14 protein-coding genes are annotated in these 12,263 nt (G+C 55.8%); 4 read left to right on the plus strand and 10 right to left on the minus strand.

All coding sequences use genetic code 11. The features are described from left to right. Positions 1-54: 54 nt before the first annotated feature. Complete coding sequence (locus A6U86_RS23790; protein ID WP_158008776.1) at positions 55-789, minus strand: helix-turn-helix domain-containing protein; 735 nt, start codon at positions 787-789, stop codon at positions 55-57. Between the two features lie 447 nt (positions 790-1,236). Here A6U86_RS23790 and A6U86_RS23795 point away from each other — a divergent pair, with 447 nt between their 5' ends. Together A6U86_RS23795 and A6U86_RS23800 are read left to right on the plus strand one after the other, a co-directional pair. Then, positions 1,237-1,977, plus strand: a complete 741-nt coding sequence (locus A6U86_RS23795) for a transporter substrate-binding domain-containing protein (protein WP_068395927.1) — start codon at positions 1,237-1,239, stop codon at positions 1,975-1,977. A gap of 138 nt (positions 1,978-2,115) precedes the next feature. Continuing rightward, complete coding sequence (locus tag A6U86_RS23800) at positions 2,116-3,297, plus strand: serine hydrolase (RefSeq protein ID WP_068395929.1); 1,182 nt, start codon at positions 2,116-2,118, stop codon at positions 3,295-3,297. A gap of 245 nt (positions 3,298-3,542) precedes the next feature. On the opposite strand, the gene A6U86_RS23810 is transcribed toward A6U86_RS23800, so the two are convergent. From A6U86_RS23810 to A6U86_RS23830, 5 genes are all read right to left on the minus strand, one after another. After that, positions 3,543-3,929, minus strand: coding sequence for a PAS domain-containing protein (locus tag A6U86_RS23810; protein WP_068395935.1), 387 nt, complete (start codon positions 3,927-3,929; stop codon positions 3,543-3,545). 182 nt (positions 3,930-4,111) lie between these two features. Next, positions 4,112-4,996 (minus strand): hypothetical protein, encoded by an 885-nt coding sequence (locus A6U86_RS23815; protein WP_244510064.1) that lies wholly within the window; start codon positions 4,994-4,996, stop codon positions 4,112-4,114. Between the two features lie 494 nt (positions 4,997-5,490). Beyond that, positions 5,491-6,240, minus strand: coding sequence for a glucose 1-dehydrogenase (locus A6U86_RS23820; protein WP_068395940.1), 750 nt, complete (start codon positions 6,238-6,240; stop codon positions 5,491-5,493). A gap of 114 nt (positions 6,241-6,354) precedes the next feature. Beyond that, complete coding sequence (locus tag A6U86_RS23825) at positions 6,355-7,065, minus strand: TetR/AcrR family transcriptional regulator (protein ID WP_244510066.1); 711 nt, start codon at positions 7,063-7,065, stop codon at positions 6,355-6,357. A 324-nt stretch (positions 7,066-7,389) separates the two neighbouring features. Next, positions 7,390-8,076: a glutathione S-transferase family protein gene (locus A6U86_RS23830; protein WP_068395943.1), complete on the minus strand. Its 687-nt coding sequence runs from the start codon at positions 8,074-8,076 to the stop codon at positions 7,390-7,392. A gap of 100 nt (positions 8,077-8,176) precedes the next feature. Between A6U86_RS23830 and A6U86_RS23835 the strand changes: the two genes are divergently transcribed. Both A6U86_RS23835 and A6U86_RS23840 read left to right on the plus strand, forming a co-directional pair. Beyond that, complete coding sequence (locus A6U86_RS23835) at positions 8,177-8,743, plus strand: TetR/AcrR family transcriptional regulator (RefSeq protein WP_068395952.1); 567 nt, start codon at positions 8,177-8,179, stop codon at positions 8,741-8,743. Positions 8,744-9,085: 342 nt separating this feature from the next. After that, positions 9,086-9,379, plus strand: coding sequence for a hypothetical protein (locus A6U86_RS23840; protein WP_068396136.1), 294 nt, complete (start codon positions 9,086-9,088; stop codon positions 9,377-9,379). On the opposite strand, the gene A6U86_RS23845 is transcribed toward A6U86_RS23840, so the two are convergent. From A6U86_RS23845 to A6U86_RS23860, 4 genes are read right to left on the minus strand one after another with little or no spacing between them, the layout of a single operon-like run. Further along, complete coding sequence (locus A6U86_RS23845; protein WP_083196956.1) at positions 9,372-10,028, minus strand: GNAT family N-acetyltransferase; 657 nt, start codon at positions 10,026-10,028, stop codon at positions 9,372-9,374. The two genes, A6U86_RS23840 and A6U86_RS23845, sit on opposite strands and share 8 nt — an antisense overlap. Further along, positions 9,955-10,488: a phage tail protein gene (locus A6U86_RS23850; RefSeq protein WP_068395955.1), complete on the minus strand. Its 534-nt coding sequence runs from the start codon at positions 10,486-10,488 to the stop codon at positions 9,955-9,957. Before A6U86_RS23850 ends, A6U86_RS23845 begins: the two co-directional genes overlap by 74 nt. A gap of 29 nt (positions 10,489-10,517) precedes the next feature. Further along, positions 10,518-11,048: a phage tail protein gene (locus A6U86_RS23855; RefSeq protein WP_068395957.1), complete on the minus strand. Its 531-nt coding sequence runs from the start codon at positions 11,046-11,048 to the stop codon at positions 10,518-10,520. Positions 11,049-11,084: 36 nt separating this feature from the next. After that, positions 11,085-11,615, minus strand: coding sequence for a phage tail protein (locus A6U86_RS23860; protein WP_068395960.1), 531 nt, complete (start codon positions 11,613-11,615; stop codon positions 11,085-11,087). Positions 11,616-12,263: the final 648 nt, after the last annotated feature.

Raw genomic sequence — 12,263 nt, forward strand, 5'->3', positions numbered from 1 at the left:
GATAAAACATGCCGATCGCTTATAAGCGCGGCTCAACGGGCCTTAAAAATTGATCTAATGGGCCAAGCCAGTCCTGATATTCGATGGCGAAAGTCCGTTCTCGCGTCGCATTGCCCGGGCCAGCGCGGCGCCGCTTTCAAACCCGACTCGGAAGGCGATTTCTCCGACCGGCAAGTTTGTCTCGACGAGAAGCTGCCGAGCCCTTTTCAGTCGCGTCTGCAGCTGAAACTCACCAATCGAAAACCCGGTTCTTTCGCGAAACAGGCGTGTGATGTGGCGCCTGGAGATCCTGAAATGCTCGCTCAGCATGTCGAGCGGAATGTTTTCGTCGGCATGTTCTAGCAGATATGTTTTCAGATCCTCGACAACCGCCATGCCGTGATCCTGATGGGAGGCATTGGGCAGGATATCCCCGGTCATGACGTCGGCAATACACTGCAGAATCAATGCAGAGGAGAAGGAATGACGTATCATAGAGCTTGCGTAGGGGCCTGTATCCTTGCGTATCGCCAGCTCCTGTATCGCGCGCAATGTCGGTGACCGCGCGACTAGCGCCGTGCTGCGCGTCCGCCTGTAAAACTCGCCGAGCGAGCCGATTTTGCTGTCGAATTTGCGCAGGCTGTCATTCGTCACGTAGACGGCGACATGGCTTTGTCCGCCTATACCAGCTCGTGTCTCATGCGCGCGGCTGGAGGGTATGACGGCAAACCGGTCCTGCGATAGCCAGGCGCCATCACGCCGGTCCTCGTGCTTGAGTTCGACGGTTCCGCGGCTTGGCAAGATAAACATCAAGCAATCATGCCAATGCCATGGCATCGCATAATCGCCCCCAACCGAAAGAGCGGCACACTCTTCGTCGGCGGAAATCAAAAGATTAGCGTCGCTGGGATGGGAAACCTGTTCAAATGATCGCAGCATTTGCGCACTCTATATGTCAGCCTAGCAAGCTAGCAGCGTGAACAAGCGAAAATCAACAGGAATCGGCACCGCCTCGCCTCGCAGGTTCGATCAAGCGCGAGCCGTGGCTGTGCGGTCTCCATGTCAAAGATCCAACCGGGGCCCATGGGCAAAGCTCCTTCGTTTTGGCCCGCTCGGTCAATAAATTCGGCCCGTTTGGCGGCGATCTGCGACGAGTGTTCCGAATAGAGTGCCGGTTGCCAGTGACGGAGAGCATATATCGGCCATTTTCAGAGTCCGAACACGTCCACTGGTCCTAACCACAGAGGGAACAAGAAAATGGATCGTCGCTCGCTGCTCAAATTTGGTCTTGCCGCCATTCCGGCAATTTCACTCGCCCGGATATCCAAAGCGGAAGATGCCGAGCTTATCGTTGGTTCGAACGTTGGTGCTCCGCCATTCGCATTCAAGCAGGGTGACACGTATACAGGCTTTGACGTCGAGATTTGGGCGGAGGTTGCCAAAGGTCTCAATCGAAAATGGCGGATACAGCCGATGGAGTTCGGCGCGCTGATCCCCGCCTTGCAGACCAACAATATCGACGCGATCGTTTCTCAGCTTTTCATCAAGCCTGCTCGTCAGCAGGTCATCGATTTTTCGGACCCCTACTATGACAGTGGTCTCGTCGCCGTGGCGCGGGTGGACGATAATTCCATTCAATCGCCCGCTGATCTCAACGGCAAAACAATTGGCACGGAAACGGGTACGATCGCCGTCGACTACATCAAGAACAATCTCAAGAATGCCACGCTCGAGCAGCTTCCAAGCATCAACAATGCGCTCCTGGCACTGCAAGCCGGCCGAACCGATGCCGTTATCTACGATACTCCGCTTTTGCTCTACTATGCCAAGACGGCCGGCAAGGGTAAGGTCAAGGTCATCCAGCCGACCCTTGCTGGCCAGAATGTCGGTATCGGGTTTCAGAAGGGCAGCCCATTGGTGGCGCCAACCAATATCCAGCTGGCCGCGATGAAGGCGGATGGGCGCTACAAGGCAATTTGCGACAAATGGTTTGGTTAACAGGCGTTGCATCTCGCGCCGCAAATGCTCCTGGGGGTCTATCTCCAGGAGCCAGAAACTCAGACGCTAAATGATCGGGCAACCTTGCCGTCAACGTAAACTACGGTGCTATGATCCGTATGGATTGATTGGAAAGCAATGCTTCAACTATTCGAGAAACAGCACGGGTTTCGGCGTGACAGCGTCAGTCTGGAAAATTGGCGCAACAGGCCTTTCAACACCTGGGCGTTTCGCAACATTCATGAATTTATACCAACAGCGGAAGTGCCGGCGACGGACAACGGCGTCGAAGAACCCAAGGTCGATGAGACCTGGCTGACGTCACAGGAAATACCGATCGGCGACCGCAGGATCAGCATTTCCGCGGTTCTTCAGGAAACCTATGCCGACACCCTTGTCGTCATGAAGAAAGGCGTTGTCGTCGCGGAATTCCATGCTCCCGGTTTCACGACCCGGTCGAGGCACATACTGTTTTCGTCAAGCAAGTCGGTTACCGGCATGCTGGCCGGGATCCTGGCGGGCGAAGGCACTCTGGATCCAGATGAGCCAATCGCCCGTCATGTTCCTGAGTTGGCGACGTCAGCCTTTGGCGATGCGAAGGTTCGACATGCGCTCGACATGCGCACGAGCCTCGTTTTCAACGAGGATTACAGCGACCCAAGGGGCGACTTTGCGCGGTATCGTCGGGCGGGGCTGCTTGATCCCGCGCTCGATGGCGAGCCGGTTGAAACGGTGATCTCCTTCCTTGCTTCCTTGAAAAAGGCGCAGAGGGATCACGGCGGACCGTTCTTCTATTGCTCGCCCAATTCCGATGCGCTCGGTCTGGTCGTCGAACGAGCCTCCGGCCTTCGTTTTGCGGATTTGTTGTCACAGAAGCTCTGGCAACCGCTCGGCGCCAGATCGAATGCACTTGTTACGGTCGATCGCGAGGGGACAGCGCGTGCCGGCGGCGGCTTGTTTGTTACGGCTCGCGATTTTGCCCGCCTTGGCGAACTTGTCCGCCGCGAAGGTGAGGTCGAAGGCCGTCGGATAATTCCATCTGAGTGGGTTCGGGATACTGTAAACGGCGGCAGCCGTGATGCCTGGACAACCGGCAATTTCGCCGACTGGCTTCCTTCAGGTTCCTATCGCAATCAGTGGTATCAGACCGGAAACGAAGATGGCGCGTTCTTCGCTCTGGGCATTCATGGACAATGGCTTTTCGTGAACCCTCGCTCGGAGGTGGTGATCGTGAAGTTTTCTTCGCAACCCGATCCGGTGGATGACAGGCTGAAGTCGCTGAACATGGCGTTGTTCAGCGCCATTTCTTCGATTGTCTAGATGAGCAAGAGCGTGAGATCTTCTCCGGCGGCTCGCTTTGGAACTTTTCTCGGGAAAGCCTCTGATAAATAACGCGATAGTTTTCGCCTGTTTTCTCGATGCGCGCGAAACCGAACTCGCCGAGATGCATGCCCGTGATCAGCAGCTGCTCGGAGCTGACGAGATCCAGCAACCTCGACCGTGCGGCTGCTACAAGATGTGAATCCTGTTCATACAGGCTCCTGCCGAACAGGTGCTGAGCAGATCTAGGTAGTTACCTTGAGGTTCGGGGGATATTCTATCGGGTGAACGATGCCTGCATACTGTACCGGGTTTCCAGATCGATCGCGAAAGCAGCGGCCGTGGGCCATGACCCAACGGATCGTGCCGCGATAATCCTCCACGCGATATTCTTCCCGATATGGCTGCCCGCCGATGATGGCCTGGCTGAGTTTTCTCGCGATACGCGGCCTGTCCGAAACATGGATACGCGTCAGGAAGCGTTCGACTGGCAGGCCATGCAGCGTCTCTTCCTGATCGATGCCAAAGAGTTTTGCGACCGCCGTATCGGCAAACACCAGGTCGCTCTCGATGCTCCAGGTCCAAATGCCGGCTTCTTCGATCCGGCATGCCTGCAGGTCAGTCGTTTCCATAGCGCCCTCTCTCTCGCTATAATCATAGGAATGCCCGGCAAGCGTGCATGGGCATTCGGATTTTCCGGGCCGGTTTCCGACCCCGGGGGCCGACAATTGAAGCCGGCGGGTAGTTGGCAATTGACGCGGCGAGGGGGCTTCTGGGTGCGCGCCAGATTGCTGTATGGCCTTCATTGGTATGTTCATTCGTTAAATAGGGCAAACTCCGTGAAAGCCAGATCACCCGGAGCTGGCAAATTCGGTCCCTTGAAATATTTTGGGCCGATTTCGGCAAAATAGCGCCCCACCAATCCCGGAACCGGCGCTCGAGCATCGACCAGGCAAAAGATTTTGCCCTGCCTCAGCAGGTATCGTCCAAGTACACCGGCACATTGGCTGAGGTCGGAATGCGATCGGCAGTAGATGACCTGACTTGCAGGGATGAAGCCTTTCAGCACGCGACGGGCCTTGAACACAAATGGATGCACCGAACCGTCGATTATGCACATCAGGGCATCGCATCCCAAAGCGGTATGCTCCAAAAGAATGCGTCGCTCGTGTTCCGGCAACTGAAGCAATTCCGGTGCGTCGGCATGGACCTTAACCACGCGAGACCTTGCCCGCACGGGGCTCAGCACGGGCAGGAACGCATGTTGACCATCGGCAAAGCGCTTGAAACGCAATGCTTCTACGACCTTGCGTGTTACCGGAGCAGGGGTAACGCTCAGAAAGGTTACATCCCGTTGACGCAGGGCGGCCATGATCAGCTTGCCTGCATAGGCACGAAAATCCGTGTCGACTGTCCAGCTCGAGAGGTTGCAGCGAATGGATTCCCCATCCGCATTCGCATGTCGAAAATAGAGGGTCAACATCGCGCCAACAACCGTTCCGGCGTGGTCAAGGATGTAGCCGTAGCGCGGAAAATCACCAACCACCGGCATATCATCAATGCGGCTGAGTGCATTGTGCCAGTACTGGCGCGAGCGATCGGGGAAGCCTCTCCGCAGGCAATCTATCACGCCCTGCCAATCGGCCTTTTCAATCGGACGGCAAGTCAGCCCCTCGGGCATTGTTCCCAGCACACTCATGCAAAACACCTCCGCTGTGCTCTAAGAAGCCGCGCAAATATAAATCCTCAACAGATTATTAAGATCGCAATTTTAGTCAATTATTATTAAATATATTTCTGTAATATTATTTTACTTTGGCAGTCGGTCGACTCATGTGCGTTGCAATGTATTTTATGAAGTTGAGTTTAATCTTTTTGTTGTATTTGATATTACTTATATACCATGGGTAGTATATTGTCGAATAGACTCTTCGAGATTACTCTGATGTATCTTACCTGCATCACAGCTTGCAGATGTTCGCTGCTCGACTTTCGAGAACGGAGAGCTTGAGGCCTCTATGTGGCGACACTGTCATCCGGTTACCTCCGTCGATGGATCGGGGCGCCTTCTCTTCACTGATGACGCAAAGCGTCACCAGCACGACAAACCTCAATGCGCACAGGACGAACATCCCAAATCCTTCGGTCTCGATTTCTACCGATGGATGGCCTGATTGGGTGCCAAGATGGAGCCTAGCCCGCGAGCTTGCCGCCATCGATCGCCAACGAATGGCCAGTCAGGAATGCGGCTTTAGGCGACGCAAGGAACAGGATCGCGGCGGCTACTTCTTCTGATTGGCCAAGACGGCGCATCGGCACATAGGCCTTCATATAGTCCATCCGCTCCTGGGAGCCGCCCGTGACGCGGTCGATGAAGCCGGTATCGATCGGGCCTGGCGCGACAGCGTTGACGCGGATGCCCGCGGTCGCCACCTCCAGTGCGGCAGACTTGGTAAGTCCCTCGACCGCATGCTTGCTCGCGACATAGACCGAGCCATTGGCCGTACCGATTTTGCCGAGCACCGAGGAGACGTTGATAATATTGCCGGATCCCTGCACCTGCATGACCCGCAATTCATGCTTCATGCTGAGCAGCGTGCCGAGGACATTCGTGTCGAAGGTTGCGGCGTAATTCTCCTCCGTCTGGGTGCTTACGGGACCAAAAGTGCCCTCCGTGCCGGCATTGTTGACGGCGACATCGAGGCGTCCGAAACGCGAAACTGTCTGGTCGACTAAGGTTCTCACCTCGTCATCGCGGCGGACATCTGTACGGATGTATTCGGCTTCGGCGCCGAGGCCGCGAAGCTCGTCAACAAGTTCGTGACCGAGTTGATCGCGGCGACCGGACACGACGATACTTGCGCCTTCCTGCGCAAAGGCCAGTGCTGTGGCGCGGCCGATGCCGGTGAGTGCGCCGGTGATGAGAACGATAGGAGAGGGCATGGAAAATCCTTTGACTGGATCGTTGAGAGGCGGCGTGGGGGGCGCCGTCTCTCCAATACGTACGATCGTACGTATTGGTCAAGTCAAAAAGGACGTACGTACATATTTGTCATGTCAGCCTCGTCGCGGCCGGAGGATCACCGAGAATAGGACATGTTGGAACCGTTCGATCGGAGCCACGCTGCGCTCTGCCTTGCAAAGAAGCATCGCGCCTTGCAGGGAGGAGACGATGAAGCCACCGATTTCCCGGCAATCGAGATCGGCGGGCACTTCGCCCGCGCTCACTGCCGCTTCCAGGCAATAGGTGACGCCATCGGTCAACTCGGCAAAAATCTGGTTCAGCCGTTGCCGTATGGCATCGGAAGCAGTGGTCGTTTCGGCCGCAAAATTTCCGAGCAGGCAGCCCTGTGTGCCGCCATCGCAATTCTGTTTGGCCTTGCCGCGCTCGATATATTCCCGCAATCGCGCCAGGGGCGGCTCGGCGTCGTTGCGCAGGGTTTCGCCGATGAGACTCCGAATATGGGTGGAGTAACGTTCGACAATTTCCAGTCCAAAGGCATCCTTGGACGCGAAATGATTGCTGAAAGAGCCCAAAGGCACGCCGGCGGCAGTGACGATGTCTCGCACGGAAGAGGAGGCAAAGCCGCGCTCATGCACGACCTTCAGTCCTTCTTCGAGGATTTTTTCGCGATTGGATGGTCTCGACATGCCGCCATTATGGACGTCCATATTGCCATCGTCAACGAAAGACCCGACTGAACCCGCCTCGGCCCGATGGGAGGGGAGTGCCTGCGGCTCGCTGCCGGTGCCTTGGCTCGACTGCATTTCGCCTGATCCGGCTTTGGAACATTGTTGCGTTTCTGGAACGATCTTGCTGGTCTAACCAAAGTAGTTAAGGGCGAAAATGCCATCAGCATCAGATGCATCTTAAGGAGCCATTGCTTTTGTAGTCGAGATCGACAAATTTCATGAACGCGAATTGGGGGCCGGTCTGAACAACCGGCCCCCATTTATGTCAGCTGAGAATTCAATACTCGGAGAGAGAAGATACTTTCTCCGAGGAGAGGCCGGCGAGGTTTCGAGAAGTAATCCTCGTTGGCTGTCGTTGCGCCAGAAAATCGGGGGCACTCGAGTTATTGCAGTCCTGTATCAGAGGCCGAAGCGACGCAGATCCTCCGCCACGAAGTGCTGACCGCTGCGGTTCTTGACGCTCGGCAATTCCGAGACTTTTGCCCGCCAGGCCTTCAGGAAAGTCGCCTTTTCGGGGATTGATATGCCGGCGGCGTCTGCGTGTATCAGCCCCGCGAAGATTGTGATGTCAGCCATCGAGAATTTCGCGCCGGCGACGAATGGGCGTGTGCTGAGGATGCCGTCGAAATACAACATGCCGGCAATCACCTGTTCGCGATGTCTTTCCGCCCATTCCTTGCGTGCCGCCCATTCGGGCGCCTTGTAGCGTTGAAGCGCCTCACCGAGGCCCGGTGTCCCGTAATGAAAGTAAATACCCACGGCATCGGTGATTTCGCGTTCAGCTCGGCGCTGCATCATGTGGATGCTTGCCTTCTCTAGAGGCGTCGTTCCAGTCAGGGTGGGATTGCCATCGAGGTTGTCGAGATATTCGGTGATGGCGGTCGACTCGGCGATGAGTGTGCCGTCATCCAGTTCGAGGACTGGGATAGTCCCGGCGGGGTTTTTCGCGAGAAACGCGGGTTGCTTGTGTTCCGCCGCAATCAGATCGACGGATACGAACTCGACTTTCGAGTCCAGGTTCTTTTCGGCCAGGACGATGCGGATGCGTGCGGGGTTGGGGAAGCCCTCACGGTCATAGATCTTCATTTTTCTCTCCTTTATCTATCAGTAGATAGGCGCAGCAGATACCTATTAAACGGCCCCGTCAAGTGCTATCTATCAGTTGATAGACGGAAGGAAGGTTTTGATGAATGTGCAAGACACCCGCGAGATGATCATGGAGGCGGCCCGCCTAATGGTGCAGGACCGTGGTTACAACGCGCTGAGTTTCCGGGATGTCGCGGCTGCCGTGGGCGTGAAGAGTGCTTCGGTTCACTATCATTTTCCGACCAAAGGCGATCTGGGCGCTGCGCTCGCCAGGCGATATACAGATGTGGCAACGGCCTTCCTGAACAGCCTTCTGGATGAACCGCTCGACATCCACGAGTGTTTTGCGAAATATACTGCTGTGTTTCGTGCCGCCCTGGAGAAAGACAACCGCATGTGCCTCTGTGGCATCATGTCGGCCGAATATGTTGATCTTCCTGATGCCGTCCGGGTGGAGGTGGACCGCTTCGCGGAGGTCAACATCGACTGGTTGACCAAGGTGCTCTCGCGCCACAGGCCGAAGGCCACGGCCGAGGAAAAGCAAAGCCACGCTACCGCAATTTTCGCGGCGATCGAGGGCGCCCAACTGATCGCGCGCGGCAGGGGCGATATCGCGATCTTCGACCAATGTATCGAAGCCTATCGCAATTCGGGTCTTTCCCCTTGAGGGATGATGAAGTGAATTGAGGTGTGGTGACCTGGCCGTCGGGAAAGCTCCATATCCCGAGCGAAGCTCCTCACGCAGATAAGGTCGGTACCGTTGATGGCAATGTTCCCTCGCGCAGGCATGTCGCCGCGCATCGCAGTTCCGGATAATAGGCGTCACTCTATAGAACTTTGAGAACTTGCCCGCGGAGCGATGATTCCGATCGGCCAACTTCGTCTATACAGCGCGAAACCGCTGAATAAACGAGGAGTTACTTGCTTCTCCCCAATCTCTTGATAGATTTCGATGAAGGCTATTAATCGTAAGGCTCGACAATCAAAGAAACGAGCAATTGGGGTTGGGATGGGGATTGTAACGCTGGATCATTTCGCCCGCTGTGTCGGGGAGGGGTTCGAAATCGATATGGGCACTGGATCCGTCGCCTTTACGCTGACGGAGGCAAGGCCCCTGCCCGAACGCGGCTTTCCGGGGATGACGAGAGCACCGTTCGCGCTTCTGTTCCGTAGCGAGTCGAAGGTACTGCTGCCGCAGCAGATCTACCGGCTGAACAACTCTACCCTTGGAATTCTCGACATTTTCCTGGTGCCGGTTGCCAGGGACAAGGACGGGATCATCTATCAGGCAGTCTTCAACTGAGGTCTGCCGATTGATCCGTCCGCTCCGGCAGGAGGTGGTGCGAGCGCCACTCCATGCCTATGTGGGTTTCGGTGGCGTCAACGGCCTTGAATCCGAGAGCCTGATAAAGCTCGTATGCACGCGGGTTGTTTCGATCGACATGCAAGGCGATGCCCAGGCTTTTGCCTGCTGATGCCGCACTCTGGATAGCTTTCAGCGCTGCAGAGCCCAAACCCAGGCCGCGCCATTCCGGCAGGAACCCGATATCGATAATCTGCCACATCTCCGCGTTGAGATTGACGTAAAGGCGACCGATTGGGATGCCGTCCTTCTCGATGATCAGGAAGTCTGTCTGTGGGAACGCGATAATATAATAGCGATGCTGGAGATCAAATTGCTGGTTGAGAAATGCCTGCTTGTCCTCTTGCCGCCACGGCACGTGAGCCAGTTCGTCCTTCCGAAACGAGCCGTATAGCTGGCGCAGAAACGGGAGATCATCCAGCGTTGCAGGGCGCAGGATACAGCCGGTAATCCGAAGCCTGTCATGGCCTGTTCGCGCGGGAAACTCCGGTAGCGGGCCTGTCACTGGGCAAACATCAACCGAAGGATGGAAATACGCCTGCCAACGCGATGCTGAAGTTGACCGCGAGATAGGGCTGGCGATTTTCATGCGGCTGGCTTCCGCCTCCAATGCCAATGACGTTCGGCGCGAACTGCGCATTCGGCTGGGCGCTGGGCAGAAACGGAGTGCTCGAATTCGGCAAGCTGAGGCCCGCGCCGGTGCTCGGTGCGGCGGCGCGCTTGGCCGTATCGCCCTGATTGAACACGGTTAGGGAGTGCATGTGCGCCGGCATTTCCGCCTGTGTCAGCGTTATGTTGTTGCTGCCGAAGTTCTCTCCCGCGGTACGCGGCGTCAGGCCTGGCCCTCGACCTTGGTTGCAGCCGGCACGGTTGGTAAAATTCGGCAGTTGGAATGTGCTGGTGCCGTTGCCGCCATACTGGATGCCAAGCAGAGAAAAAAGCGCGGTATTTTGCTGGATAGGGAGCGTCGCGCCATTGCAGAATGCCCAACGGTAGGGCGGGAAGTTGAAACCGAACAGTTGGATCTCGCCGAGAAAAGGTTGTGTCATAGCAATGTCCTTGGTGGATTGCGCGCGGTTCAGCCCTGTGTGGGGAAGACGCCTGCCCATGCGATGCAATACTGCACCGTTAGCGTCGGCATCTCATTGTCATGCGGATTCGTCGATCCCGTTGCCTGCGTTGCCAGTTGTGATGTAATGATCGGAGTGGCTCCGCTTATGTCCGAGGCATACATTGTATCTCCGGTCACCGCGGCGAGTTCCAACGACGTGCCTACCGTCTTGCTGTTCGCAAGGCCTGTGGTGGCAAGATACGGATGCGTATGCGACGGCATCTGCATGGATAGAAGCGTGACGTTCTCGCTGCCGGCAGCCTGACCGATCACATAGGTCGAAAGGCCCTGCCCGGTGCCCTGATGGATCGGCACGCGGCCACACAAATTCGGTGTCGCAAACGTTGTTGTTCCATCGCCGCCATAAGTCGTGCCGATAAGCGTGTACAGGGCTTCATATTCGGAGATAGGCTGCAAGGAGTTGTTGCACGGCAGCCACCCGTTGGGCACGCGCGAAAAGCCAAAGAGCCGAATTTCTCCGACATAGGGCATGCTCATGGTTATTCCTCCGAGCAGTAGGTTGACGGGCGATGATCAATTGCGGGACGGAAAAACTCCCGATAGCGCAATGCAGAAATTGATCACGTCGTAGGGCTGCAAATTCGCATGAGGTTGGCCGTTGCCGGCCGGAGTCACGGTCTGGTTCGCCAGAACAACCTGAGCTCCGGCGGAAGGACCGTAGATATTCGCACTGTTGGTTCCATAGAGTGCATTGCTCGGGCTGCGCACCGTGCCGGTACCGGTCGTTCCGGTCGCGACGTGAACGTGCTGCGGCAGCTGCTGCTGCTGCAACGTCACATTCTCGACACCGCCGAGCTCACCAATCTCGTAAGGTGCGGGTTGCCACGAGGAATCGACGGATGATCCAAATCCAACTGGTGTGCGGCTCTGCATGTTGGGCAGGCCAAACGTTCGAATTCCATCCCCGCCGTAATAAGTTCCCAAAAGTGAGAACAGGGCCTGGTTCTGTGCGATGGGGAGGATCTGGCCGTTGCACAGGGCAAAGCCCTTGGGTGCGAACTGAAATCCTGCGAGCATAATCTGGCCGAGAAAGACTTCTGTCATACCATACCCCGTGTGTATTCTAATTATATCGAATGCTATCATCACTCAATCAATGCGATAAAAGCAAGAAAAATTTTGACCATCATAGGTATAAAAGTTCAGGGTATTTTTAATAGTTTTTTTAAATACTGAAGGTTGAAAGATGAGTGCAAAAAATGGCGAATAATAAACATTATCATCAGGTTATTTGGTTGTATAAATTTAAAATACATGACCGAAAGCGCCGGAGATTCCTCCTTATGGCCTGCTCGCACGCCAAAGGGTAGCCGCTTGCCTTGCGAGCCGGCCGGTTGTCCTCTTTACGAGCATAATATCTTTGATTGGGGCCGATGAGACATCGCCTTGAAGCGTTGTTCCATTCGGGTCGAACAAACTTCCCGAGACGGCATATTTTCACCCTCTCGACCTCACGCATATTACGGGCTGGTGAAGGAAAGAGACGTCGCGATCGATGCTTTAACGCTCAGGGTCAGAAGCGTGTGTTCAGCTTCCCTCAAGTGATTTGAGGCCGGACGTTGCGCCGGCCTCCTCGATGACTCCACTGAACGCCTTCGTATTTTTAGAATTTCTTGCTTGCGGCGACTTTAGCGCCGACGGATTTCTGTCCGTCGCCTTCGATATTGAAGAGGATGCTGGTGTCGAGCATCC

Source organism: Rhizobium sp. AC27/96 (genome assembly GCF_001692325.1).
In the GTDB taxonomy this organism is placed as follows: Bacteria; Pseudomonadota; Alphaproteobacteria; order Rhizobiales; family Rhizobiaceae; genus Rhizobium.